This window comes from Hyphomonas sp. BRH_c22 (assembly GCF_000961795.1).
Taxonomy (GTDB): domain Bacteria; phylum Pseudomonadota; class Alphaproteobacteria; order Caulobacterales; family Hyphomonadaceae; genus Hyphomonas.
Map to the genome: position 1 here is coordinate 64,166 of NZ_LADU01000005.1, position 23,150 is coordinate 87,315.

26 protein-coding genes, 2 tRNA genes and 1 pseudogene are annotated in these 23,150 nt (G+C 61.1%); 9 read left to right on the top strand and 20 right to left on the bottom strand.

Going from position 1 to position 23,150, the window contains the following annotated elements; genetic code table 11:
• Positions 1-66: 66 nt before the first annotated feature.
• The 7 genes from VR74_RS00810 to VR74_RS00840 all read right to left on the bottom strand — a co-directional run bounded on the left by VR74_RS00810 (position 67) and on the right by VR74_RS00840 (position 5,374).
• Positions 67-720, bottom strand: a complete 654-nt coding sequence (locus VR74_RS00810) for a methyltransferase domain-containing protein (RefSeq protein WP_045693588.1) — start codon at positions 718-720, stop codon at positions 67-69.
• A complete protein-coding gene (gene surE / locus VR74_RS00815; protein WP_045693590.1) occupies positions 708-1,469 on the bottom strand; it encodes a 5'/3'-nucleotidase SurE in 762 nt (253 codons plus the stop codon). The genes VR74_RS00810 and surE overlap by 13 nt, the downstream gene beginning before the upstream one ends.
• On the bottom strand, positions 1,466-2,845 hold the full coding sequence (gene serS / locus VR74_RS00820; RefSeq protein ID WP_045693591.1) for a serine--tRNA ligase: 1,380 nt from the start codon (positions 2,843-2,845) through the stop codon (positions 1,466-1,468). The genes surE and serS overlap by 4 nt, the downstream gene beginning before the upstream one ends.
• A 59-nt stretch (positions 2,846-2,904) precedes the next feature.
• Positions 2,905-3,864, bottom strand: a complete 960-nt coding sequence (locus VR74_RS00825; protein WP_299949269.1) for an NYN domain-containing protein — start codon at positions 3,862-3,864, stop codon at positions 2,905-2,907.
• 97 nt (positions 3,865-3,961) lie between these two features.
• The gene (gene tatC, locus VR74_RS00830; RefSeq protein ID WP_299949255.1) at positions 3,962-4,786 is read right to left on the bottom strand and encodes a twin-arginine translocase subunit TatC; all 825 of its coding nucleotides are present in this window, start codon (positions 4,784-4,786) and stop codon (positions 3,962-3,964) included.
• Complete coding sequence (gene tatB / locus VR74_RS00835; RefSeq protein WP_299949257.1) at positions 4,783-5,133, bottom strand: Sec-independent protein translocase protein TatB; 351 nt, start codon at positions 5,131-5,133, stop codon at positions 4,783-4,785. The genes tatC and tatB overlap by 4 nt, the downstream gene beginning before the upstream one ends.
• A gap of 22 nt (positions 5,134-5,155) precedes the next feature.
• Complete coding sequence (locus VR74_RS00840; RefSeq protein ID WP_045693642.1) at positions 5,156-5,374, bottom strand: twin-arginine translocase TatA/TatE family subunit; 219 nt, start codon at positions 5,372-5,374, stop codon at positions 5,156-5,158.
• 87 nt (positions 5,375-5,461) lie between these two features.
• On the opposite strand from VR74_RS00840, the gene VR74_RS00845 reads away from it, so the two are divergent.
• A complete protein-coding gene (locus tag VR74_RS00845; RefSeq protein ID WP_045693595.1) occupies positions 5,462-6,238 on the top strand; it encodes an exodeoxyribonuclease III in 777 nt (258 codons plus the stop codon).
• Between the two features lie 3 nt (positions 6,239-6,241).
• On the opposite strand, the gene VR74_RS00850 is transcribed toward VR74_RS00845, so the two are convergent.
• Complete coding sequence (locus tag VR74_RS00850; RefSeq protein ID WP_045693597.1) at positions 6,242-6,619, bottom strand: hypothetical protein; 378 nt, start codon at positions 6,617-6,619, stop codon at positions 6,242-6,244.
• Positions 6,620-6,852: 233 nt separating this feature from the next.
• Here VR74_RS00850 and VR74_RS00855 point away from each other — a divergent pair, with 233 nt between their 5' ends.
• Positions 6,853-7,053 (top strand): hypothetical protein, encoded by a 201-nt coding sequence (locus tag VR74_RS00855; RefSeq protein WP_299949259.1) that lies wholly within the window; start codon positions 6,853-6,855, stop codon positions 7,051-7,053.
• A gap of 2 nt (positions 7,054-7,055) precedes the next feature.
• On the opposite strand, the gene VR74_RS00860 is transcribed toward VR74_RS00855, so the two are convergent.
• From VR74_RS00860 to VR74_RS00890, 7 genes are all read right to left on the bottom strand, one after another.
• Positions 7,056-8,090 (bottom strand): DUF3137 domain-containing protein, encoded by a 1,035-nt coding sequence (locus tag VR74_RS00860; RefSeq protein WP_045693601.1) that lies wholly within the window; start codon positions 8,088-8,090, stop codon positions 7,056-7,058.
• A 64-nt stretch (positions 8,091-8,154) separates the two neighbouring features.
• The gene (ilvD, locus tag VR74_RS00865; protein WP_045693602.1) at positions 8,155-9,882 is read right to left on the bottom strand and encodes a dihydroxy-acid dehydratase; all 1,728 of its coding nucleotides are present in this window, start codon (positions 9,880-9,882) and stop codon (positions 8,155-8,157) included.
• 164 nt (positions 9,883-10,046) lie between these two features.
• The gene (locus VR74_RS00870) at positions 10,047-11,063 is read right to left on the bottom strand and encodes an isoaspartyl peptidase/L-asparaginase family protein (protein WP_045693643.1); all 1,017 of its coding nucleotides are present in this window, start codon (positions 11,061-11,063) and stop codon (positions 10,047-10,049) included.
• 41 nt (positions 11,064-11,104) lie between these two features.
• Positions 11,105-13,966, bottom strand: coding sequence for a valine--tRNA ligase (locus VR74_RS00875; RefSeq protein WP_045693603.1), 2,862 nt, complete (start codon positions 13,964-13,966; stop codon positions 11,105-11,107).
• Between the two features lie 90 nt (positions 13,967-14,056).
• A complete protein-coding gene (locus tag VR74_RS00880; RefSeq protein WP_045693604.1) occupies positions 14,057-14,740 on the bottom strand; it encodes a DUF2497 domain-containing protein in 684 nt (227 codons plus the stop codon).
• A gap of 86 nt (positions 14,741-14,826) precedes the next feature.
• Positions 14,827-16,131 carry a TolC family outer membrane protein gene (locus tag VR74_RS00885; protein WP_045693605.1) on the bottom strand — a complete coding sequence of 435 codons (1,305 nt, stop codon included), beginning with the start codon at positions 16,129-16,131 and terminating at the stop codon, positions 14,827-14,829.
• A gap of 117 nt (positions 16,132-16,248) precedes the next feature.
• Positions 16,249-16,902 carry a protein-L-isoaspartate O-methyltransferase gene (locus VR74_RS00890; RefSeq protein WP_045693606.1) on the bottom strand — a complete coding sequence of 218 codons (654 nt, stop codon included), beginning with the start codon at positions 16,900-16,902 and terminating at the stop codon, positions 16,249-16,251.
• A gap of 146 nt (positions 16,903-17,048) precedes the next feature.
• Here VR74_RS00890 and VR74_RS00895 point away from each other — a divergent pair.
• From VR74_RS00895 to VR74_RS00910, 5 genes are all read left to right on the top strand, one after another.
• A tRNA-Cys gene (locus VR74_RS00895) sits at positions 17,049-17,122 on the top strand.
• Positions 17,123-17,386: 264 nt separating this feature from the next.
• Positions 17,387-17,462, top strand: a tRNA-Asn gene (locus tag VR74_RS00900).
• A 511-nt stretch (positions 17,463-17,973) separates the two neighbouring features.
• Positions 17,974-18,204: a hypothetical protein gene (locus VR74_RS20230; protein WP_155839356.1), complete on the top strand. Its 231-nt coding sequence runs from the start codon at positions 17,974-17,976 to the stop codon at positions 18,202-18,204.
• Positions 18,146-19,636 carry a SulP family inorganic anion transporter gene (locus VR74_RS00905; protein WP_206741482.1) on the top strand — a complete coding sequence of 497 codons (1,491 nt, stop codon included), beginning with the start codon at positions 18,146-18,148 and terminating at the stop codon, positions 19,634-19,636. Before VR74_RS20230 ends, VR74_RS00905 begins: the two co-directional genes overlap by 59 nt.
• A 12-nt stretch (positions 19,637-19,648) precedes the next feature.
• Positions 19,649-20,497 carry a universal stress protein gene (locus VR74_RS00910; RefSeq protein ID WP_034742371.1) on the top strand — a complete coding sequence of 283 codons (849 nt, stop codon included), beginning with the start codon at positions 19,649-19,651 and terminating at the stop codon, positions 20,495-20,497.
• 7 nt (positions 20,498-20,504) lie between these two features.
• Here VR74_RS00910 and VR74_RS20235 read toward each other — a convergent pair whose 3' ends face one another.
• From VR74_RS20235 to VR74_RS00925, 4 genes and pseudogenes are all read right to left on the bottom strand, one after another.
• On the bottom strand, positions 20,505-20,723 hold the full coding sequence (locus VR74_RS20235) for an RES family NAD+ phosphorylase (RefSeq protein WP_051615536.1): 219 nt from the start codon (positions 20,721-20,723) through the stop codon (positions 20,505-20,507).
• Complete coding sequence (locus VR74_RS21450; protein ID WP_081812272.1) at positions 20,645-21,220, bottom strand: RES domain-containing protein; 576 nt, start codon at positions 21,218-21,220, stop codon at positions 20,645-20,647. Before VR74_RS21450 ends, VR74_RS20235 begins: the two co-directional genes overlap by 79 nt.
• 301 nt (positions 21,221-21,521) lie before the next feature.
• Positions 21,522-21,821: pseudogene (locus VR74_RS00920) on the bottom strand (DUF3363 domain-containing protein); the annotation flags it as partial.
• Between the two features lie 24 nt (positions 21,822-21,845).
• Positions 21,846-22,334: a hypothetical protein gene (locus tag VR74_RS00925; RefSeq protein WP_034742376.1), complete on the bottom strand. Its 489-nt coding sequence runs from the start codon at positions 22,332-22,334 to the stop codon at positions 21,846-21,848.
• A gap of 89 nt (positions 22,335-22,423) precedes the next feature.
• Here VR74_RS00925 and VR74_RS20240 point away from each other — a divergent pair, with 89 nt between their 5' ends.
• Together VR74_RS20240 and VR74_RS00930 are read left to right on the top strand one after the other, a co-directional pair.
• Entirely contained in the window at positions 22,424-22,672 is a 249-nt protein-coding gene (locus VR74_RS20240) for a helix-turn-helix transcriptional regulator (RefSeq protein ID WP_081812274.1), read from the top strand.
• A gap of 115 nt (positions 22,673-22,787) precedes the next feature.
• Complete coding sequence (locus VR74_RS00930; RefSeq protein ID WP_034742379.1) at positions 22,788-23,003, top strand: hypothetical protein; 216 nt, start codon at positions 22,788-22,790, stop codon at positions 23,001-23,003.
• Here the strand turns inward: VR74_RS00930 and VR74_RS21455 are convergent.
• A complete protein-coding gene (locus VR74_RS21455) occupies positions 22,899-23,147 on the bottom strand; it encodes a DUF2840 domain-containing protein (RefSeq protein ID WP_155839367.1) in 249 nt (82 codons plus the stop codon). The genes VR74_RS00930 and VR74_RS21455 overlap by 105 nt on opposite strands.
• Between the last annotated feature and the right edge of the window lie 3 nt (positions 23,148-23,150).

Genomic DNA, 23,150 nt, shown 5'->3' on the forward strand with positions numbered 1-23,150 from the left:
GACTTGACCCTATAGCTGTGGCCGCTGGCATTGGCAAACAAGCCCTGCAGGCGGCGTGAATCTGTCCTAAAGCGCCTTTGACGCCCCGTCCATCAGCGGCGGAAGCGGCCGAGCGATGGCGAGACGCTCCTGTGTGCCATCCACACCAACGCGCAACAGATGCTGCGCGCCGGCCGTCTGGATCGGCGCAATCAGCACGCCGCCCTTCGCCAGTTGCTGCAACAGCGCGTCAGGCACTTCCTCAATCGCGCCGGTCAGCAGGATGCGGTCATACGGGCCGCGCTCGGGCCAGCCGAACAGGCCATCGCCATGGCGGACCGCGACATTGCCGAGGCCAAGGTCGAGCATGCGCCGGCGGGCGGCGTCGCACAGGCGGCGGTAACGGTCCATCGCAAACACATCCGCGCCCAGCTGGGCCGCCAGGGCCGCCGTGTATCCGCTGCCGACGCCCACCAGAAGGATGCGCGCCTCCCGTACCTGGCGGATCTGCAGGGCCTGCAGCAGCTGGCCGGTGACGGCAGGGCGCGGCACGATCTGGCCGCAGGGAATCGGCAGGACGCAGTCCTCGAAGGCGAGCTTGTCGAGCCCGGGGCCGTCGACAAACGCGCCCCGGTCAATCGTCTCCATCGCCTTCAGCACGCCGTCATCGGTGATTCCCTCTTGCCGCAGGTGCAGGACAAGCCGCGCGGCGCGGAAGGGATCAGCGATCAGCTCGGCCATGTCTCGCGCAATTCCTTGAGATAGGCCTCGTGCGTCAGGTCGACGTGCAGCGGCGAAACCGAGACATAACCGTCATAGATCGCGCGCAGGTCCGTTCCGGCATCGGGTTTCGACAGCTTCCCCTTGTAGCCGATCCAGTAATAGTCATTCCCGCGCAGGTCTTCGCGCCGGTCGGTATGGATGATGCTTTCATCGCGAAAGCCCTGACGGGTGATCTGGATGCCCTGAACGTCTTCGGGCTCACGGTCCGGGAAGTTGACGTTCATCACGACATCGTTCGGCCAACGAATCTCGATCAATGGCCGAAGGGTGCGCGCACCCCATGCCCTGGCCGTGTCCCATGGCAGCGAACCGCGCTCGCGGAAACTCTGCGCCTGGCTGAGGGCAATCGACGGGATGCCCAGCTGCATGCCGAACATGGCCGCCGCAATGGTGCCCGAAAAGCTCGTATCCTCTGCAATGTTCTGGCCGCGATTGACGCCGGAGAGCACAAGGTCCGGCGCATCGGGCATCAGGTCCTGCACGGCCAGAAGCACGGCGTCCGATGGCGTACCGGCCACGGCCCAGGCCTTGGCGCCGACCTTGCGGGTGCGCACCGGATGGGTCAGCGAAATGGCGCGCCCCTTGCCGGACTGTTCCTCTTCCGGCGCGGCGATCCAGATATCGTCGGTCAGCTCCTTGGCAATATCTTCCAGCACGGCGAGGCCGGGCGCATTGATGCCATCATCGTTTGTGAGGAGGATTCTCATACGATTGTCTCCAGCCCGCCCATGTACGGGCGCAGCACGTCCGGCACGGTGATGGAGCCGTCTTCGTTCTGGTAGTTCTCGATCACGGCGACCAGGGTGCGGCCGACGGCGAGGCCGGAGCCATTGAGTGTGTGGACAAATTCGGGCTTGGCCCCGGATTCCTTGCGGAAGCGCGCGTCCATGCGGCGGGCTTGGAAGTCGCCGCAATAGGAGCACGAGCTGATCTCGCGATAGGTGTTCTGGCTCGGCAGCCAGACTTCGAGGTCATAGGTCTTGCGGGCCCCTGCCCCCATGTCGCCGGTGCAGAGCAGCATCCGGCGGAACGGCAGGTCCAGGCGCTTGAGCACTTCCTCGGCGCAGCCCGTCATGCGCTCGAGCTCGGCGAGGCCGGCTTCTTCATTCTCCACGATGGAGACGAGTTCGACCTTGTTGAACTGGTGCAGCCGGATCATGCCCTTCGTATCGCGCCCCGCGCTGCCCGCTTCGGACCGGAAGCAGGGCGTGTGTGCCGTGAAGCGAAGAGGGAGGCGGGAAGCGTCGAGGATTTGCTCGCGGACGAGGTTCGTGAGCGGGACTTCGGCAGTGGGGATTAGGCGATGTGTCAGATAGTCTTCGTCGAAGACGGCCTTACCAGAAGCCTGAGCTTCGAAAGCTGGCAAATTCTTACTCTCAATCGGGCTGCCCGAAACTACCCCGAACAAGTCTTCCGCAAACTTCGGCAGCTGCCCCGTCCCGATCAGCGCATTATCCCGCACCAGAAGCGGCGGGCTCACTTCCTCATAGCCATGCTCGCACGTCTGCAAGTCGAGCATGAAGGCCGCCAGCGCCCGTTCCATGCGGGCGAGAGGCCCACGCAGCGCAACAAACCGCGCGCCACTCATCTTCACGGCGCTTTCGAAATCCATTTGCGGGAAGCCGAGACCGCTTTTCAGCACCTCGCCAAGGTCGGCATGGTCCTTGGGATTGTTGATGCGCTTGGGTTCGCCCCAGCGGCTTTTTTCGACATTGGCATGCTCGTCCGGGCCGTCCGGCACGTCTGACAGCGGCAGGTTGGGCAGGCCCATCAGCAATTCGTCGAGCAGCGCCTTGGCGGCGGCTTCCTGTTCGCCGGCCGCTTCGATCGTGTCCTTGGCCTCAGCGACGAGCGCCATCAGGCGGGCGGCTTCTTCCTCATTCTTCTCGGCCTTGGCCCGGCCGATCAGTTTGGACGTCTCGTTGCGGACCTTTTCTGCGTCCTGCTTGTCGGTGACCGCCCTGCGAAGGGCGGCGTCATGCGCATGGATATCGTCCACGACATCGCCGAGGCCCGGCTTGCGGCGGTTCCAGGCGAGGCGGAAGGCTTCCGGGTTTTCGCGAAGGGCGCGGATATCGAACATGGAATGGTCCTGCAGTGGCTGTCGCTACAGGCTCTAATGCGCCACGCGCGCGGCGTCCACTATGCGGTGGCTTCTGCGGTGGCCTGCACAACGGCTGGAGCCGCCTTCCTGGGCACGCGGCAGATCACCTGCGTGCCATTGCGCTTCTGCGGACGCACCTCGATGCACGGCTCGATGGCGCGCAGGCGCATCATCATCACGGCGAAGTTGCGCAGGCCGAACCAGGCCGGCTGGCCCTTGAGCGGCGTTGTGGAAAAGTCCGGAATGGCCGACAGGGCCTTGATGATCTTCTCACGGGCAATCGGCTGGTCGGGTGTGCGGGCGCCAAGCTCCATGACGAGTTCGGCGGCGCGGGTCAGGTGGGGGTGCTGGTCCTGCGGGCGTGGATCGTGGGATTCGGCCTCGTCACGGACGGCGTTGCGCACCTTCATCATCAGCGGCGACCGGCGCTCCTGAACCAGCCGCGGGGCCGCAACATCAGGCGGCGGACTACGGAACCTGTACCACTTGCGTTTGGTGCGCTCATACTCGCACGCCGCCTTGAGCGCCGACATGTGAACGACGCCGTCGGCATGCTGGCTGTAGAGTTCGTAAGTCGGGTCGGTTTCCTTGCCGGCGGTCACGACCCGCAGGCGGGGAGACTGGATGCGATTCACAACAGGCACGAAATCTGAATCGGTTGTCAGGACGATGATTTCCTCAAGGTCCTTGAGATGGAGCGCCATTTCGATGGCATCCATGGTCAGCACGATATCAGCCGAACTCTTGCCCGACGATATCTTGTTCTTGGCAAAGGCGCGGCAATTGAAGGCCTCGAACCCGGCAGCCTCGAAGGCTGGCCTGTGCACATCATGCTGCAGGTTCCAGTACACGCGCTTGGCCAGGAATTTCCGGCGCTTCTGCTTGTACGACAGCGCGCCATCCTCAAGCCAGAGAAGCCAGTTTGCAACGTTTTCGGTGAAGCCTTCGCCCGTTGCCGCGTAGATATTGTCGAAATCGACAAGAAGAACGCTTTTCACGCGTGACAATCGGGTTCTCCCTGATTCGCAGCTTGGGCGAGCGGCTGATGTTCTACATTTGTCGGGTCAATGCAACCATGCACCGCACCAAAAATGCCTACTCGGCGGCGGCTGCGGCGTCCTGCTTGTCCTGCTTCTTCTCGATCAGCTTCACGCAGAAGATGGAGACTTCATACAGGAGGTAGACCGGCCCGGTCAGCAGGAGCTGGGAGATGATATCCGGCGGCGTGAACACGGCAGCAAAAGCCAGGATGGCGACGATCGCATACTTGCGGCCGCTGATCAGCATCTGCGCCGAGACGAGGCCGATTTTCGCCAGCAGCGTGAGGATCACCGGCAGCTGGAAGGAAATCCCGAAGGCCAGCATCAGCGCCATGACCAGCGACAGATATTCCGAAACCTTGGGTAACAGCTTGATCGTGGCGACGCCGCTGTCGATCTGCTCCTGCGAAATCGAGAAGCGCGCCAGCATTGGCAGCATCAGGATGTAGACGAATGCAGCACCGGTCGCGAACAGGAGCGGTGCAACGACCAGGAAGGGCCAGAACGCCCCGCGTTCCTGCTTGTAGAGGCCCGGCGCGACAAAGGAATAGACCTGCCAGGCGATCACGGGGAAAGCCAGAAAGATGCCCGCGAACAGCGCCAGCTTCACCTTGGCGAAGAAGAATTCCATCGGCGCGGTGAAGATCAGCTCCAGCGGTGCACCGCGAACGGCTTCCGCCTTGGCGGCGAAGGGGGCTAGCAGGAAGTCATAGATCGGCTGGGCGACGAAAAAACAGCCGAGCGCGGCAATGCCCAGCGCGACCAGCGAGAAGATCAGGCGCGACCGTAGCTCTGTCAGGTGCTCCAGCAGCGGCGCCCGGCTGGCTTCCACTTCGTCGAGGATTTCCGGCTCTTCGTCTTTGGGCGGGACCGTATTCACGCAGCATCGTCCTTGGACTTGGGCTCTGCCTGCGGGGTTTCGGCTTCAGCCGCCTCCTTGCGCATGACGGCGGCGTTGATGTCGCTTTCCATATTGGCGAGGTCGTCCTGGGCGGCGGTCATGGCATTATTGCGCTTGAGATCCTCGATCTCCTTGCGCAGGTCTTCGAGTTCGCTCTGGCGAGCGATATCCTCGAAGGCCGCCTGGAATTCGCGCGCCATGCCGCGCGCCTTGCCGACCATCTGGCCGAGCTTGCGCATCATGAATGGCAGGTCCTTCGGGCCCACGATGATGAGCGCCGCAAGGGCCAGCAGAAGGAGTTCGGAAAATCCGACGCCGGGCAGCATTATGCGCCCTCCACCAGGAACATTATGACGAGGCTTTCGACTCGTCTTTCTTCGGGGTCACATTGACGAGATCGTCCTTGTCGACGGCCTTCGGTTCGTCATCATCCGCGAGCCCCTTGCGGAACGAGCGCACACCCTTGGCCATATCGCCCATGATCGAGGAAATCCGTCCGCGGCCACCGAACAGCAGCAGCGCTACCACGATGACGAGGACGATCTGGAGAGGTCCGATTGAGCCCATGGGGGCCTCCTGAATGCTTGTTTCGCAATGCAGCATAGCGCCGCGTTCCGGCTGGAACAATGGGGCGAAGCTGTTAAAGGAAGTGGCATGCGTATCGCCACATGGAATGTCAACTCGATCAAGGCCCGCCTTTCCACCGTTCTGGAAGTGCTGGGCGCAATCGATTGCGACGTCGTTTGCCTTCAGGAACTCAAATGCGAGACTGACGGCTTTCCCTATCTGGAGCTGGAAGAGCTGGGCTGGACCTGCGCGGTTCACGGGCAAAAATCCTACAATGGCGTGGCCATCCTGTCGAAATACCCGCTCGACGATGTCCAGCGCGGCCTGTCGACTATGGAAGATGACCAGTCACGCTATATCGAGGCGCTGGTGATGGCGGACAGGCCGATCCGCGTGGGCGGCCTCTACCTGCCCAATGGAAACCCCGCCCCGGGCCAGAAATACGATTACAAGCTGGAATGGATGGACGCGCTGGAAGGCCACGCCCGCGAATTGCTGAAAACCGAGGAAGCCTTCGTATTGTGCGGCGATTACAACGTGATCCCCGGCATCAATGACAGCTGGGACGAGACCGTCTGGGCCGATGACGCGCTCGCCCTGCCCGAATCCCGCCAGGCATTCCGGCGACTGAAGCATCTCGGCCTGACCGATGTTTTCGAAACCTGCGACGGCCGCGCGCACCAATACACTTTCTGGGATTATCAGGGCGGTGCCTTCCAGAAGGACCACGGCATCCGGATCGACCACCTCCTGTGTTCGCCGCAGGCAGCAGACCGGCTAACGGGGGTCGAAATCTATCGCAAGGCCAGAACGCTGGACAAGCCGTCTGACCATGTGCCGGTCATCGGAACTTTTTCTGGCTGATGCCTATTTTGCAGGCGAGCATGACCGGTTGTAGTCAGCCACATCCTGATTGAACTGGCGCGCATTGGATTGCAACGCGAATTCCGCCTGCGCAAAGGCGCGCCGTGCCGCATCAAATTCCGCCTTTGCCGCATCAGCAGCCTGTGCGTGCGAGGATGACGCAAGGCGCATGACCTGGGCGTCTTCAAACTGCTCACCCAGGGCTTCGGCCTTCGCGGCAAGCGCGTCGCGCTTTTCGGTCGCCGCGAGAATCTCGGCCTGCTTTGGCGCCAGCGTCGCCTGCATGGCCTTGCAGCGTTCAGCCTGTTTCGGGGACAGAGTATCTGCGGCCGCCGGCAGGGCAGCCAAAAGGACAATCGAAACAAGGAAAGATCGGATCATGGGCAGGCGTCTCGCATTTGCGTGCCTCCCTAATGCGGGAACCCGGCTGAAGCAAACCTGAATGTTCGTGCCACCGCGACGCCCCAATTGGGTGCGGTTTGCGCCGGAATTGATCTGCAGGAGTGCCCGTATATTAAAAAATGAGCAAACATTCACTTTGCCACATTTTGGCCGCATTCTCATATAAATTTGTGATTGTTCGCTCACATAGTGGGCTTAGCTGGAGAACAGACATGACTAACGCCTCGTCCAACATGACAGTTACCCGTCCCCTCCCCCAGGTGGCCGCCAATCGCGCCGTGACGCTCGATCAGCTGGTCGCACCGCTGGACATTCCGGCCGAACTGAGCGCCGCTCGATGGGCGCCGAAATGGACGCTGACCTTGCCGATCACGCTGCTCGCCGCGTTCACCCTGCCTGCCCACCCGGCATGAGATCAGGCGCCCCCGCCCGGTTCCGGGCGGCGGCGCTTGGCGACCACTACATCGATGATGTTGAACACGGCGGCAAAATCGCTGAGCAATTCACGCACCCGGTCCGGGTCGTCGAGGCGCTTGAACATGCTGCCGGGTTCGAACAGGTCGCTGCCCTGTAGCGTGACGAAAAGCTCGCCGCCATCGAAGCAGCATTTCAGCTTGCCGCCATGGAACGCCTTTTCCATATCGACCAGCTTCTGCATCAGGTCGGGAGTCAGCAGGTAGCGGCTCTCGACCTGGTCTGTCGTGTAGACTTCGAAAATACGCTCGAATTCCGGGTCTTCCAGCATCGCCCGCTGCATCCCGTTGCCGCCGCCGAACCGGTTGAAGAACCCGGCATCACGCGTGACCAGCGTGCGGCCATAGAATGTCTTGTCGAACTGGAAGCGCAGGCACTGGCCCTTGAACACGGTCACCCAGCGTGTCTGCGTCCGCCCTTTTGAATCAGTCGATCTCCGCCGCTCTTCGAGATGCGCTTCGAACAGTTCGAAGGCGACCCCCTTGCGCGTGCCAGTGACCAGGTCCTCGTAACTGGCGCGATCCCAGCCGGGAACGATGCCGACTTCACGATGCTGGTATATTGAGGCGACCTGCCCCGGGCTTTCGGTGAAGTTCAGCTCGAACTGGCGGGCGACGGGCGCGACCAGCAGGGTCTTTGCTTCCTTGCCGAGCTTTGTGACATCGCGTGCCCCCCACCAGACATAGCCGAACCCGACCATCGCCGCGACGACGGCCAGGATCGGAAGCTTGGCAACGAACAGGCCGATCAGGACACCGGCAATCCCGATGCCGCCACCGACATACCGCGCCTGCCGCGCCTTCGCGACAGCCGCAATCCGATCGCCTTCCCGCGCCTGCAGGGCGGGGCGGATCTCATTCTGGAAGATGCGCGCAAAATGGCCGAAACCCTCCGGCAGGCTCGACAGGGCACTGGTGATCGCCGGGTCAATCGGGTCGGGGCCGCCACCGGGCAGGTCAGGCGTGTCGTCAGTCATTCGGCAAGTCTCTCAAATGGTGATTGCCGAATACTAGACTGAGCCGGTCCCGCGCCGGAAGGCCTCAAATATCCGCGTAGACGTGACCCTCGCCTTCGAACCCGGAATGGGTGACCGCGCCCTCATGGGCTGGCCCGACCAGTTTTGCGAACTTCTCAAGGGCGCCCGAGCCATACATCGTCTTGCGCGGCTTCCAGTTGCGCTTGCGGTCTTCCAGCTGGGAGGGCGTCAGCCGGACATCAATCGTGCCCTTGATGGCGTCGAGTGTGATGATGTCGCCATCCTTGAGCAGGCCGATCGGGCCCGCATCGGCCGCTTCCGGTCCGACATGGCCGACGCAAAACCCGCGAGTCGCGCCGCTGAAACGCCCATCCGTGATGAGGGCCACCTTGTCGCCCATGCCCTGGCCGTAGAGCGCCGCCGTTGTCGACAGCATCTCGCGCATGCCGGGACCGCCCTTGGGCCCTTCATAGCGGATGACCAGGACGTCGCCTTCCTTGTAGTTGCGCTCGCTGACGGCCTTGAAACAGGCTGCCTCGCCATCGAACACACGCGCCGGACCGGTGAAGGTAAGGTTCGCAAGACCCGCTACTTTCACGATGGCCCCGCTTGGCGCAAGCGAGCCCCACAGGCCGACCACCCCACCATTCGGCGAGATCGGATCGGAAGCCTCGCGGATGACTTTCTGGTCCTTGTTGAAGACGACATCTTTCAGGTTTTCCGCCACGGTCTTGCCGGTGACCGTCATGCAGTCGCCATGGATCAGGCCCGCATCATACAGCGTCTTCATCAGCATGGGCACGCCGCCTGCCTCACCGAAATCCTTGGCAACGTATTCGCCGCCGGGCTTGAGGCTGGCGATATAGGGCGTCTTTGCGAAAATTTCGGCCACGTCCTTCAGGTCGAACTGGACGCCGCATTCATGCGCCATCGCAGGCAGGTGCAGGCCGGCATTGGTCGATCCGCCCGTCGCGGCGACAACCACGGCGGCGTTCTCGAACGCCTTGCGCGTGCAGATGTCGCGCGGGCGGATATTCTTATCGATCAGGTTCATCACGGCCTTGCCGCTCTCGACGCAGTATTCGTCGCGTTCCAGGTAAGGCGCCGGCAGGGCCGATGAAAGCGGCAGCGCAAGGCCGATGGCCTCCGATACGCAGGCCATCGTGTTGGCCGTGAACTGGCCGCCGCAGGCCCCATCGCCGGGACAGGCGAGCTTTTCAAGCGCGTGCAGCTTTTCCTCGGTCATCTCATTGGAACCGGCGGCATGGGCGCCCACGGCCTCGAACACGTCCATAACGGTTACATCCTTGCCTTCGAAGCGGCCGGGCAGAATCGAACCGCCATAGATGAAGACCGACGGCACGTTGAGACGCAGCATGGCCATCATCATGCCGGGCAGCGACTTGTCGCACCCCGCAACGCCCACAAGCGCATCATAGGAATGGCCGCGCATTGTCAGCTCGACCGAGTCTGCAATCACTTCGCGGCTGACCAGGGACGACCGCATCCCCTCATGGCCCATCGCGATGCCGTCGGTGACCGTGATCGTGCAGAACTCGCGCGGCGTACCATCCGCCGCCTTCACGCCCTTGCTGGCAGCATGCGCCTGACGCATCAGCGCCGTGTTACATGGCGCGGCCTCGTTCCAGCAGGACGCGACCCCGACAAACGGCTTCTTGATGTCCTTGGTCGAAAGCCCCATCGCGTAATAATAGGAACGGTGCGGCGCGCGTTCCGGGCCTTCCGTCACATGGCGAGAAGGCAGCTTGGATTTGTCCCAGGTCTTGGTCATGTCAGATCTTCCGTAGGTTCAGCCATCCGCACTAGCGCGCAATTCTCATGCGGAAAAGGGGCGAATGGTCGCCGCGACCGGCAATTTGTGCCCCGCAGGTGCCGATTTTTGCTCAGCACTTGCTGAGGCCGCTCGTTCCTGCAACGCTGTTCGCCTGTGCTGCGCTATTCGTTGCCGAAAATGGCGGTGGTAGCGCCGCTGGCACTGATCTCGCCCCGGTACATGCCTGCGGAATTGAACACAAAATCGACATGGCCCTGACCGTCAATCACGATCACGCCGCCGTCGCCGCCCAAAGCCGCGACTTCACCCAGCGCTACCCTTGCCGCCTGGCCAATGGTTTCGCCGGTGAATTTCACCCGGTCGCAGATCGTCTTGGCGACGCCGACACGGATGAAGTATTCGCCGTGGCCGGTGGCTGAAACAGCACACACCCCATTCTCCGCATAGGTCGCCGCGCCGACCAGCGGCGCATCGCCGACACGCCCCGGCGCCTTGGCGGTCATGCCGCCTGTGGTGGTTGCGGCGGCAAGGTTGCCCTGGCTGTCGATAGCGACGGCGCCAACGGTTCCGAAGCGGTCTGCCGCCGTGCGCCGCGATGCGATGGGCGTGCCGACGCGCGATTCCAGCAAGCGCTCCAGGTCGTTCCGGCGCCTTTCAGTGTCAAAGTACGCGTTCTCCACCATTTCGAGCCCGTGCATTTCGGCAAAAGCATCGGCGCCCGCCCCGGCGAACATGACATGTTCGGACTTGTCCATCACGGCGCGCGCCGCAATGATCGGATTCCTGACGCGCATCACGCCCGCCACGGAGCCCGCATTGCGATCGCGTCCGTCCATGATGGAGGCATCCAGCTCATGCGTGCCGTTGGCGGCAAACACTGCGCCATAACCGGCATTGAAGATCGGGTTGTCTTCCATAGGCAGGACGGCGGCCTGCACGGCATCCACCGCGCTGCCGCCCGCGCGCAGCACTGCCGCCCCCGCTTCCATCGCCTCTGTCAGGCCCGCGACATAGGCCGCTTCCTGTTCGGGCGACAGGTTTTCGCGCAGGATGACCCCTGCCCCGCCATGGATGGCGAGATGCCATTCCGGTGCCGCAGGCTCAGGCGCCACCGGGGTCGCGCAGGCCACCAGAACGGATGACGCCGCCACAAAGGCCATCAGGGTTTTCAGGGTCATCTTTGCCTCCAGCATTGCTGCATACAGGATGGACCGATTGCCTAAAGGCCTTCAAGGCTTTTCCGGGCTGCAGACAGCTTCACGCGGCGATCCGTCCAGTCCACGATGCGCTCGCGGTTCTCCTCGACGATTTCCGGCGGCGCCTTGGACACGAAGGCCTCATTGCCGAGCTTCTTCTCGGTCGAGGTGATATCTTTGTCGAGCTGGGCGATTTCCTTGTCGAGACGCTTGCGCGCTTCGTCAACGTCAATCTGATCGGCAATGTTCAGCGCAACCACCGTTTCGCCAACGACAGTCGACACCGCCCCTGCCGGAACGGTTTCGTCGAGGACAATGTCTTCAAGGCGCGCGAGGCGCTTCAATATGTCCTCATGGCGAAAGGCGCGGTCCTCGATGACCGGCCCGGCGCTAACCAGCGACAGGGGAATCTTCGAACCGGCCGGCACGCCAAGGTCGTTGCGGAGCGACCGAATCTCGGTGATCAGGTCCAGCACCCACTCGATTTCATCATCGGCGTCACTGTCCCGCGTAATGTCGTATTTGGGCCATGACTGGTGCATCAGGAAGCCCTGGGACTCGGCGCGGCCCGCAGCGCGGCGCTCCCACAATTCCTCGGTCACAAACGGCATGAACGGGTGGAGCAGTTTCAGCGTCTCATCGAGGACATAGCCGCACACGTCGCGCGTTTCCTGCTTGGCTGCATCATCCATGCCCATCAGCAGCGGCTTTATCAGTTCGAGATACCAGTCGCACAGCACGTTCCAGATGAACTTGTAGAGCGCGCCGGCGGCATCGTTGAAGCGATACTCTTCGATGGCTTTCGTGGCCTCGGCCTCACAGGCGGCAAGCTCGCCCAGCACCCAGCGGTTCACGGGACTCGTCACCCTGGCAAAGTCAATCTCGCCCGGCGCGCCGCACTCGTTCATCTCGGCAAAGCGGGCGGCGTTCCACAGCTTGGTCGCGAAATTGCGGTTGCCTTCGACGGCCTGTTTCGACAGGCGGATATTGCGCCCCTGCCCGGCCATGCGGCCCATCGTGAAGCGCAGGGCATCGGCGCCGTATTCGTCGATCAGTTCCAGCGGGTCCATGGCATTGCCCTTGGACTTCGACATTTTCTGGCCCTTCTCGTCGAGGACGAGCGCGTGGATATAAACATCCTTGAACGGAACTTCCCCCATGAACTCGATGCCCATCATCATCATCCGTGCAACCCAGAAGAAGATGATGTCGAAGGCGGTGATCAGCGTCGCGGTGGGGTAGAAGGTTTCAAGTTCAGTCGTCTTGTCCGGCCAGCCCATGGTCGAGAACGGCCAGAGGGCAGACGAGAACCATGTGTCGAGGACGTCTTCGTCCTGCTTAAGGTAAATGTGTGTTGGTATCATCCGCCCTTCATCGTCTTCTTCTGCGGTATGTCCAACGTTAGCCCCAACACTGACCTTAGAAGACGATGGGTAATACGCCTTCGCCTTTTCAAGGGCTTCTTCTTCGGAGGAGGCCACAAACTCGATAAATCTTCCGGACTCGGAAACGATACCGTCGCTATCGACTTCTTCACCAAACCAAGCCGGAATCCGGTGCCCCCACCAGAGCTGGCGGCTGACGCACCAGGGCTGGATATTGTCCATCCAGTTATAATAGGTCTTCTCCCAGTTTTCGGGCACGAACCGGGTCTTGCCTTCCTTCACCGCCGCAATGGCGGGCTGGGCCATGGTCTTGGCGTCGACATACCACTGGTCCGTCATCCAGGGCTCGATGACCACGTTCGAGCGGTCGCCGAAGGGTTGTTCAATCTTCAGGCTCTCGATTTCCTGCATCAGTTCGAGCGCCTCGAAAGCCTCGACCACTTTCTTGCGCGCATCGAACCGGTCGAGCCCGCGCAATTCCAAAGGAATGCTAGCCGCCTCCGCGTCCGCGCCATCAACGATGTGCGCCGTGGCGTTCAGGATGTTCAGCGGCGTATGCCCTGCGCGCTTGCCGACTTCAAAGTCGTTGAAATCATGGGCCGGGGTGATCTTCACCGCGCCGGAGCCCTTTTCCGGGTTCGCGTACTCGTCTGCAATGATCGGCACACGGCGGCCGACGATGGGAAGCTCCACGAACTTGCCGACAAGGCCCGCATAGCGTGCGTCATCCGGGTGAACGGCAACGCCCGTATCGCCGAGCATGGTTTCCGGGCGCGACGTGGCGACCACGATGTAATTGCGCGTCTCGGCGCCGGTGACATTGCCGTCTTCATCCTTGACTGGATGTTCGTAGGTCACACCATCCGCCAGCGGATAGCGCAGGTGCCAGTAATGGCCCGCGACCTCGCGCTGGTCGACTTCAAGGTCCGAAATCGCCGTCTGGAAATGCGGGTCCCAGTTCACGAGGCGCTTGTCGCGGTAGATCAGGCCCTTGTTGTAGAGTTCGACGAACACCTTGGTCACGGCGCGCATCATGTTATTGTCGGGATCGTTGCGGTCGCCCATCGTGAAGGCTTCGCGCGACCAGTCGCACGAAGCGCCGAGCCGCTTCAGCTGGCCGACGATCGCGCCGCCGGATTCCTCTTTCCACGACCAGACGCGGTCAACGAAGGCGTCACGGCCCATCTCGCGGCGGCTTTCATTGCCCGCCTCGGCGAGCTGGCGCTCTACCACCATCTGCGTCGCGATCCCGGCATGGTCCGTGCCTGCCTGCCACAGCACGTTCTTGCCGCGCATCCGCTCGAACCGGACCAGCACATCCTGAAGCGTATTGTTCAGGGCGTGGCCCATATGCAGCACGCCGGTGACATTCGGCGGGGGGATGACGATGGAATAGGCCTGCGCGCTGGTGTCGCCGGAAGGCCTGAAACAGCCCGCCGCCTCCCAGGCCTCATAGATGCGGGTTTCGGCTTCGGCAGGGTCAAATCGTTGGTCGAGCATGGGATTGTGGGGTTCCGGCGTGGTCTGGGCAAAAGAAAAGGCGCGCCTGTTACGGCGCGCCCTTCCCTATAACGAATTTGTCGGGTGAGGCTAGCGCGCCATGCGGGCGATGCGCTGTACCTCGGCTTCGACCTTCTGCTCGACAATCGACGGCAGGTTGGCATCGAGCCATTCCTTGATCATAGGCTTGAGCAGTTCCCGCACGAGACCCTCGATCGTGTTGTCGCCGCCGAGATCCATTTTCGAGATCAGTTTGCCGAGTGAACCGGCGGCGGCATCGGCCGTATGATCATCGGTCAGGACGGTCTGCTGGTAGCGCGCACTGGCAGGCATGTCGGTCTCCTTTGGCGCATGGGATTGGGCGCGCGGGGCTGGACGAGGCGCGGGTGCGGGCGCCGGTGCCGGTGCCGGCTCCGGCACATGTCTGAAGACCGGCGCAGGCTCTGGCATTTCGGCGGCACGCGCCGCTTCGAGCACACCCTGGAAGGGGCTGGCTGCGTCGCTCTCGAAATCCGTGTCATCGGATTCGAAGGTCTCATAATCATCGTCTGTCTCGGAATCGAACATCACTTCGTCGAGTTCATCCTGCGCGGCCTCGAAAGCCGGTTCCGAATAATCGTCGTCGCCATCCTCGTCCATTGCGACGGGATCTTCACGCACCGCTGTCGGCGTACCGGGGCGGCGCGCATTACTGGCATCATCTTCCGAGATGATCTTGCGGATCGACGCGAGGATTTCCTCCATCGTCGGTTCCTTGTGCGCTTCGTTGGCCATGTCAGCCCCTTACATTTTACCCATCAGAATCAGTACAGATTAAGGGGTAAGTCGTATCGGTTAACAACCACTTGACGCTGTTAACCTTATTCTGAAGTCGCCACTGTGCCAATGGGCACCGGCTTGTCCAGCTCGCCAGCCGCCCGCAGCAGGCGATAGGCCGCGACATAGGCATCCCGTTCGGACTGGACCAGCGCGAGGCGCGCCTCGAACAATTGCTGCTCCTGGTCCAGCACATCCAGCGTGGTGCGAACGCCGACAGCCAGCTCTTCCTTGGCGCCTTCATAGGCAATTTCGGCCGCATCGACCTGACGCCGGGACGCTTCGATGGCCCGCAGCGACGCGTCATAGCCGTACCAGGCTTGTGCGACCTGGGCGCGTATCTGCCGCTCGAGCAGGTCGATCTGGTTGCGTGCCTGGCTCCGGCGAAGGCGGGCAGAGCTCACCTGGCTCTTGATCAGGCCGCCCGAGAGGAGCGGGATCGACCCTTGCGCCACGGCCGAGACGCTCGTGTTGCGCTGCTCCGGGTCACCATAGGTCTGCTCGACACCAGCCGTGCCGACAATGTTGATCTGGGGCTTGTATTGCGCACGGGCAACCTCGATGGCCTCGCCGGCGGCACGTTCAGAATGGCGCGCTGCTTCAAGGTCCGGATTGCCATCAAGCGCAACGGCTACAGCCTCCTCGAGCGATGCGGGCAGTGGCGGAATGGGTGGCGGCGGCGCCAGTTCGCCCGGTTTCAGGCTGGTGAGGAACTCATAATTGGCTTCGCTGGTCTCCAGCGCGGCTTCTGCTCCGGCAAGGGCCGCGCGGGCCCCTTCAAGGCGGGCATTGGCGAGCGACACGTCGGTTCGCGTCACGACGCCGACCTCAAACCGGTCATCCGCCGCGCGTACCTGCTCGCTCGTCACTTCGACATTGTTCTTGCGGATTGCCACCGCTTCGCGGTCACGCCGCACGTCGACATAGGCCGAAACCACCTGAAGGATCAGGTCCTGCTCGACCGCATCGAACTGGGACTTGGCAGCATTGATTCCAGCTTTGGCCTGGCGGATGCCCGCGCTGACACGTCCGCCCGTATAGAGCGGCTGCACGGCCTGCACCTGTGCGCTGGCAATGGGCCGGTCGCCCAGGCCGAATGCAAATGGCGATGTCGTGTCGACATATTCGTAACCGGCGCTGCCGATGATATTCACGGTCGGCCGCTTGCCGGAACGTGCCTGTTCGAGGCTTTCGCGGGCAATGTCGGTCTCGGATCGCTGAATGTCGAGTTGCGGATTGGTGGCGAAAGCCGACGCAACTGCCTCATCAAGCGTGTCACCCACTGCAGGGGCACTGCTCCATATCGCAATGGCGGCTGCGCCCATCAAGCACCGATACTTTACACTCATCCTGAACTCCCTGACGTCCCGGTCTTCCGAACGGCTTATAGCCATACCCGGCAGATCAGTGAACACTGTTCACTTTTCCAGCGAATTAACAATGCGGCCAATTCAGCGCAGGCCGAATCAGAACACGAAAGATCGCTTGCGGTCGAATTGCGCAAAACGGGGTGGGCAGGCGTCAAATCCGTCGCGCGCAGCCACCGAATCGCCGGCCTTGGTGAACACGGTTCCCCGGCCAAGCCCTTCGCGCTCGGTCACGACAGCAACCAGGCGGCCGCCGTCTGCCAGCTGGGCTGTCCAGGCTTCGGGGACAGTCTCGACCATGCCGCAGACATAAACCACGTCAAAAGGTGCCTGGTCCGGCAGGCCCGCGTCGATCCTGCCTTCAACAGCGACAGCACGATCGAGGTTGAGGGACGCGAAACGCGCGGACATGGCATCAACCAGTTCAGTCGTCTCTTCCAGTGCAATCACGGTCTCGGACAGATGGCTGATCAGCGCCGCTTCATAGCCAGCGCCTGCACCGATCACGAGCACGATATCGCTTGGCTTGATGCCCGCCAGCTTGATCAGCTTGGCCGTATCGCGCGCGATCCACAGCGCGCGGCCGGGGGATGTGACGATTTCGAGCTCGGAATAGGCAACCGATTTGCGTGAATTGGGCACGAACGCTTCGCGCGGCGTACGCAGGAAAGCCGAAACAATCGGCGCGTCAGTGACATCGTTCGGGCGGATCTGGCTATCCACCATGATCTCGCGGGCTGCGTCAAAATCCATGGGCGCACGCTTTCCTCTGGCAAAACGGACATATGACCGCCCTTTAGCATGGGCGGCGACGGGAGCAATGCGCGATAAACGCAAGGGGCAATGAAAACGCAGATTGAAAGCCTGCCTATTGCTTGCTAGTGACGCCCCTCTGGTCAGGCTCTATGGCGGAGTGGTGACGCAGCGGATTGCAAATCCGCGCACCCCGGTTCGATTCCGGGTGGAGCCTCCAGAACACATTCCAGCCTTTTGTCAGCCTTAACGCAGACTTGCGCCAATTATGTGCGTTTGGCGGCAAACCATTTACGCCGCATTAACCAATTCCAGTGAGATTGGCACTGTCTTCTCTTGGAGACACCCACCATCACCCAACGCCTCGGCGGGAGCTTTCAGCTTCCGCCATTTTTTTGTCTGGTGCCAAGAACTTTTTGGACGAGAGCAGCATGTTGGGGCTTGAACCGGCCTGACGGTCTGCTATTGACCCGCTCTCGGCTGATCCGCGATAGCTCAGTTGGTAGAGCAGGCGACTGTTAATCGCCCGGTCGTAGGTTCGAGTCCTACTCGCGGAGCCAACAACCTCACGCAACTAATTGTTTTTATTGTGTTATTTCTATTTTTAAACAATTTCGCCCCACAACCCGCCCCACAAAAAAGCCGGGTATGGTGCAACCGTAATGAACGAGATTGATCGTTGCCGCAGGATTCGGGACCGAGTTTTAACCGTTCCAATCTAAATACGAGGGTTCAATTCTCTTCACCCCCCCCTCCAATCTTATGCTCATCGTCGCCGTTGTCATCATTCCCATCTTCTGGCCGCTTTCACACGTTAAGGGGTGATGCGGGGCCTCCCTGTGTGCTTCCTCGCATCGCGGCCACCAATTTCAAAAGGCGCCAAGCCCTTGTTTCCAGTGGTGCCGGTTGGGAGACTCGAACTCCCGCCCCTGTGATTACAAAATGGCGTGGCTTAAGCTTGGGATCTGCGGCTGTACCAAATTAGCGCCATCAATCTAGCCTTGGCACAACAAGGCCTGCCCCTCGCCAACCTACCTGCTGACAGGCCAATGCAGCTTTTGCTAGCCGCTCATGGCGCAGGATCTTGCAAAACGTGTCCGCACGCTCTATCCGGTGCATGTGCTGCGCCGCTGCATGCTGCTGGATGCGTTCAGTCTAATTATCCGAAATCGAAGTCACACGCTCGCGTTTGCCGCCTTGAGAGGTGCAAGCGCACCCGATCTGCAAGAGGGAAATAACCCCAATGCCGCTGCCAGCCCTCACCTCTTTAAAGGACATTTGGTTTTTCAATATTCGCGGTGACCTGCTCGCCGGCCTTGTCGTGGCTCTCGCCCTCATTCCCGAAGCTATTGCTTTCTCAATTATCGCGGGCGTCGATCCAAAGGTTGGACTTTACGCCTCATTCTGTATCGCGGTCGTCACCGCCATCGCGGGTGGGCGCCCCGGTATGATCTCAGCGGCGACCGCCGCAACTGCCGTGCTCATGGTCACCTTGGTGAAGGATCATGGTCTTGAATATCTGCTCGCGGCGACCGTCCTGGCAGGTCTTCTTCAAATTCTAGCTGGCCTCCTCAGACTTGGCCAGCTGATGCGGTTCGTCTCACGTTCGGTCATTACAGGCTTCGTCAATGCCCTGGCCATCCTGATCTTCCTCGCCCAGATTCCCGAACTCGTGGGTGTCCCGATGCTGACCTATCCAATGGTCGCTCTTGGCCTGGCCATCATCTATCTCTTCCCCCTGCTCACGCGTGCGGTGCCCTCGCCCCTTATCTGCATCATTGCGCTCTCGGCCATCGCCATTGCTTTCGGCCTGGATGTCCGCACCGTCGGCGATATGGGCGAGTTGCCCGCCACCCTGCCAATGTTCCTGATCCCGGACATCCCGCTGACCTTGGAAACCCTGCAAATCATCTTCCCTTATGCGCTCGCCGTCGCCGTCGTCGGCCTGCTTGAGTCCCTGATGACGGCCACGATAGTCGATGAACTCACCGACACGCCGAGCGACCGGAACCGCGAATGTGTTGGCCAGGGCGTTGCCAATACGATCACCGGTTTCTTCGGCGGCATGGCGGGCTGCGCCATGATCGGCCAGTCAATCATCAACATAAAATCAGGCGGCCGCGGACGACTTTCGACGCTATCTGCGGGCATTTTCCTGCTGGCCATGATCCTCCTGATCGGAGACTGGGTGAGCCGTATCCCGATGGCTGCCCTTGTCGCCATCATGATCATGGTCTCCATCGGCACGTTCAGCTGGTCGTCGCTCAAAAACCTGCGGGTCCATCCGCGCAGCTCGTCGATCGTCATGCTAGCGACTGTTGCCGGCGTTATCTTCAGCCATAACCTCGCCATCGGGGTACTGATCGGCGTGCTACTGTCCGGCGTGTTTTTCGCCGGAAAGATTTCTCAGATTTTCCGGGTCTCATCGGAACTGTCCGCAGGCGGCCGCACGCGCCGCTACAGGGTGGAAGGCCAGGTGTTCTTCGCGTCGGTGGAGGCCTTCAATGCCGCCTTCGATCTGAAGGAAGCGCTCGATGAGGTGATCATTGATGTAAGCCAGGCCCATATCTGGGACATTTCCAGCGTGGCCGCGCTCGATATGATCGTGCTGAAATTCAGGCGCGAAGGTGCTAAAGTTGAAATCATCGGCCTCAACGAAGCCAGCGAAACCATCGTCGACAAGCTCGCCATCCACGACAAGCCTGGTGCGATCGACAAGCTGATGTCGCACTAGGGAGGAACGACAATGACCCATATTCTCGCACTCATCGATGGCTCGGTTTATACCCACAGCGTCTGCGACCATGCCGCTTGGGCAGCCCGCCAGTATGGCGGGGACATTGAGCTTCTCCATGTTCTGAGCACCCAAAAATCCGGCGCCTTGCCAACGGACCTGTCAGGCGCCATCGGCCTCGGCGCCCGTTCATCGCTCCTGGATGATCTTGTTGAGCATGATGCCCGCACCGCGCAGCTCGACAAGGAGCGGGGCCGTGCCATTCTCGACGCTGCCCAGCAGCGCCTCGAAAGCCAGGGCATCGGGAACGTCAGCCTCGCCTTGCGCACCGGGGAGATTGCCGACTCCCTCGTCAAGCGGGCCGGCGACCTCATCGTCATGGGCAAGCGCGGCGAAGGCGCAGACTTTGAGAAGCTCCATCTTGGCTCAAATCTTGAGCGCGTCGTGCGAGCCGTCCACCGGCCGGTTCTGATCGCCAGCCGGACGTTCAAGCCGATCCAGCATGCCGTGTTCGCGTTCGATGACGGAGTCAGCGCGCGTAAGGCACTCGACAGCCTGGTCCAGTCTCCCTTGGCCGATCGCCCGCGTATCACCGTCTTCAGCGTTGCCGAAGCGGGCTCAGATATCGCCCGCGGCGGGATCGCGGCAGCAGCCCGCCTCATCAAGGCGGGTTATGAGGCCGTTGCAAAAGAACGGCCCGGCCATGCAGAAAAGATCATTGCCGAGGAAACCGAACGCGACGATGCAGACCTGCTGATAATGGGCGCTTATGGCCATTCGCGCATTCGCAGCCTGATTATTGGCTCAACAACGACCGCGCTCATCCGGTCGTGCGCGATCCCGCTGCTGCTTTTCCGGTAATACTCTGTCAGCCAATCACTTCAAACGAGTGCGCGTCGACCTGCTCGGCGCCGTTGAGATCGAACAGGGCCGTATTCCGGCCTGTTTCGGCAAACGCGCTGCCATAGATAATCCCGTCGAAGCCCTCCAGCCGGAAGAACTCGGCGATCAGCTGGGTTGGCGCGTAGAAGGCTGTGTTGTCACTGCGCAGGACAGGTGCGCGAATGCCCGGTCGATGTCCCGCCATACCTGTTCGTCCGAATTGGCTGAACGACTGTCCGGAGCGGTCTCGGTGAGCGTGTGGAAAAGGGAACAGTCGACGATCCTAAGCGCCCGGACAGTCCGAAAGCGGGCCAGAGACAGCGTCGCGCCGATCCAGGGCCGTAACTCGGACATGGCCACATATTCTGAGGTCGCAAGATAAAGACAGGAAATACCCTTGGGATTTACCCGGCCCTCAAATGCCTTGTCGATCCAAGGCTTCGTCCGTTCATTCTGAAGCGGCACGCGCCGACGCTGTGCCTCTTCATCACCGGATTCCCAGTCGCGGCCAATCTGCGCGCGCCAAAATGCCTCCCCTACCGGGAGTACCTCTATCCGGTCACGCAGACTTCGTCTGATCCAGCTCAGGAAAGCGTCGCAGGTCTGTGACCGGATATATCTCTGACGATAGAGGACTTCGTCCCTAAATTCACGAAAACTTATACAAGGCGATACTTGTCGATCTTCCGGACTCTCCTCCATCTTGTCCTACCTGCCCGGCGCAATTTCGACCACTGGAAAAGCACCCCCATGATGTGCTCATCGCCGCGCTTTATCTCATGAATATCCTTGTCGAGGCGAGGTTCCCACCGACGTTCCAGGGAGACGATCCCGATTTCTCCCGGCAAAGATCCGTCATCGATTCGCCCTCAAGCCGCCGGGCAACAAAACGCAGTCTCTCGTCCATTTTCGATGGGTCCTTCCATGGCATCGCAACCTCCCGCCAAAGCGGAAAGTGTTACCCATGTGTCCGGTACAATCTGTCACCTATGTCTCGAGCCGCTCAAGCTTGCCCATCGTTGACGGGCATCACCCTGCCGGAGACCTCCCTGCCGGGCTGGTACGGAACGTAGGCCATACCACTTTCTCCGGCATAGGCGCGGCCATAGTCATGCATCGACCGGATATGGAGCATCTCCATCGCCTGCGGTTCCAGTGCCCCGCTATGGCCCGCTTGCGCGATACCGCGCGCGACGAGCACGGCCCGGCGCTGTCGGATAAGCTCGCGCGCCTCGCCGCCAAACCCGGAATAGCCCACCTGTTGGCTGGTCTCGCCAGCCAGATGACGATCAAGCCAGGTAAGGCCTTGCGCGCTGAGGCGTGCATATCACAATGCTAAAGTGTGCAGATCCTTCAGCGCGCTCGTGATCAGGTTGTAGGCTTGTTCGTTCTCGTCCGGCATCACGATGATCGCGAGGATGGCAAGCTTCAGAGCGAGACCTTGAGGGGTACTTGCCGGTACTTCTGGCAGGGCAGTGAGAAGTTCTTGCCGCGTCTCATATAGAGCCTCCAGACGGTGGTCCATTGCATCTAGTTCCACAGCTTCAGGCATGGCGGCGCATCGTTGCCGGGAAAGGTCGCTCCAATAGCGCTCCCGAATGAGGTAGGTGTCGAGCGCCTGCCAACGCCTGACCAGATCCTGGTGTGTTTCCTCAAGCGCAAGCCAGGCCCTGCAAGCGTCGACAGATGGATCCGTCCGTGCGGGGATATCTCGTACGGCTGCGACGGCAACTGATCCCGCGATAATTTGCCGGCGCGAGAGTTCAAGAATAGCGCGTGAATCAGCATCCGCCGCACCAAGAGGGCGTCGCGACATTGGTTTACCTTTATGGTACATGTGAGTCGTTTAGTGTCACGCACCATAACAGCGTGATCGTTTTAAGTAAATATGATCGTAAAAAGAAAATGACTGATCTCACCTCCGCTCAGATTCGCGCAGCGCGCGCCCTGCTGGATTGGACGCAGCCGAAACTGGCTGAGATGGCGAAACTGTCTGTGCCGACCGTCCGCCGGATGGAGAGTGCTCGCGGGCCTTCAGCGAGTACTCCGGCCAATGTGGACGCAGTGTGCCGGGCGCTGGAAGCGGGTGGAGTTGTTTTCCTAGCCCCGGAAGAAAATAAAGATGGCGGTCCAGGTGTCAGGCTAAAGCTGTAGACTAGGTGAGCGCCCGACATTCGTGACGGAACGTCGCAAAGCCACTGTAAAGCGGCCGTGTCAGCGTCAAGGAAGTCAGATTCGCTCCAGCATCGTCACGGCTTGGAAATGGGCGGTGAAGAATCGTTATGACTATCGTGGTAGCGCGCGGGACTACAGCAATACCTACGATATCGCCGAACAGCTTCCCACGAGGTCCAAGGGCAAACCGGGCAACCAGTTCCTGTCAAACGAGGAATTGACGACGCTCTGGCTGACCCAGCCCGGTGAACTGCGCATGAGCATGACGCCAATAAGCAGGATGTGTCTCGTGCAGAATGTGAGCGTCTGAGAGAACGTCAATCGCACGCAGGGCACGCCTGGAGCGGATCATGCCAAAGGCGTGGAGCAGTAAATGTGCGCCGGTTATGATACCAGGAGTCCGGGTCAGTTGCTCTACGGGTTGACCTGCCTCGGCAACCAGAATGCGCCGGATTGG

Excerpts from the sequence above, each read along its gene's own strand:
- VR74_RS00870 (WP_045693643.1), bottom strand. The coding sequence starts at position 11,063 with ATGACCCTGAAAACCCTGATGGCCTTTGTGGCGGCGTCATCCGTTCTG.
- VR74_RS21450 (WP_081812272.1), bottom strand. The coding sequence starts at position 21,220 with ATGGAGGAGAGTCCGGAAGATCGACAAGTATCGCCTTGTATAAGTTTT.
- VR74_RS00885 (WP_045693605.1), bottom strand. The coding sequence starts at position 16,131 with ATGAGTGTAAAGTATCGGTGCTTGATGGGCGCAGCCGCCATTGCGATA.
- ilvD (WP_045693602.1), bottom strand. The coding sequence starts at position 9,882 with ATGACCAAGACCTGGGACAAATCCAAGCTGCCTTCTCGCCATGTGACG.
- tatB (WP_299949257.1), bottom strand. The coding sequence starts at position 5,133 with ATGCTGCCCGGCGTCGGATTTTCCGAACTCCTTCTGCTGGCCCTTGCG.
- serS (WP_045693591.1), bottom strand. The coding sequence starts at position 2,845 with ATGTTCGATATCCGCGCCCTTCGCGAAAACCCGGAAGCCTTCCGCCTC.
- VR74_RS00880 (WP_045693604.1), bottom strand. The coding sequence starts at position 14,740 with ATGGCCAACGAAGCGCACAAGGAACCGACGATGGAGGAAATCCTCGCG.
- VR74_RS00905 (WP_206741482.1), top strand. The coding sequence starts at position 18,146 with ATGCCGCTGCCAGCCCTCACCTCTTTAAAGGACATTTGGTTTTTCAAT.
- surE (WP_045693590.1), bottom strand. The coding sequence starts at position 1,469 with ATGAGAATCCTCCTCACAAACGATGATGGCATCAATGCGCCCGGCCTC.
- VR74_RS00850 (WP_045693597.1), bottom strand. The coding sequence starts at position 6,619 with ATGATCCGATCTTTCCTTGTTTCGATTGTCCTTTTGGCTGCCCTGCCG.
- VR74_RS20240 (WP_081812274.1), top strand. The coding sequence starts at position 22,424 with ATGACTGATCTCACCTCCGCTCAGATTCGCGCAGCGCGCGCCCTGCTG.
- VR74_RS00925 (WP_034742376.1), bottom strand. The coding sequence starts at position 22,334 with ATGTCGCGACGCCCTCTTGGTGCGGCGGATGCTGATTCACGCGCTATT.
- VR74_RS00840 (WP_045693642.1), bottom strand. The coding sequence starts at position 5,374 with ATGGGCTCAATCGGACCTCTCCAGATCGTCCTCGTCATCGTGGTAGCG.
- VR74_RS20230 (WP_155839356.1), top strand. The coding sequence starts at position 17,974 with ATGGCGCAGGATCTTGCAAAACGTGTCCGCACGCTCTATCCGGTGCAT.
- VR74_RS00910 (WP_034742371.1), top strand. The coding sequence starts at position 19,649 with ATGACCCATATTCTCGCACTCATCGATGGCTCGGTTTATACCCACAGC.
- VR74_RS00860 (WP_045693601.1), bottom strand. The coding sequence starts at position 8,090 with ATGACTGACGACACGCCTGACCTGCCCGGTGGCGGCCCCGACCCGATT.
- VR74_RS20235 (WP_051615536.1), bottom strand. The coding sequence starts at position 20,723 with ATGGCGGGACATCGACCGGGCATTCGCGCACCTGTCCTGCGCAGTGAC.
- VR74_RS00875 (WP_045693603.1), bottom strand. The coding sequence starts at position 13,966 with ATGCTCGACCAACGATTTGACCCTGCCGAAGCCGAAACCCGCATCTAT.
- VR74_RS00890 (WP_045693606.1), bottom strand. The coding sequence starts at position 16,902 with ATGGATTTTGACGCAGCCCGCGAGATCATGGTGGATAGCCAGATCCGC.
- VR74_RS00810 (WP_045693588.1), bottom strand. The coding sequence starts at position 720 with ATGGCCGAGCTGATCGCTGATCCCTTCCGCGCCGCGCGGCTTGTCCTG.
- VR74_RS00855 (WP_299949259.1), top strand. The coding sequence starts at position 6,853 with ATGACTAACGCCTCGTCCAACATGACAGTTACCCGTCCCCTCCCCCAG.
- VR74_RS00845 (WP_045693595.1), top strand. The coding sequence starts at position 5,462 with ATGCGTATCGCCACATGGAATGTCAACTCGATCAAGGCCCGCCTTTCC.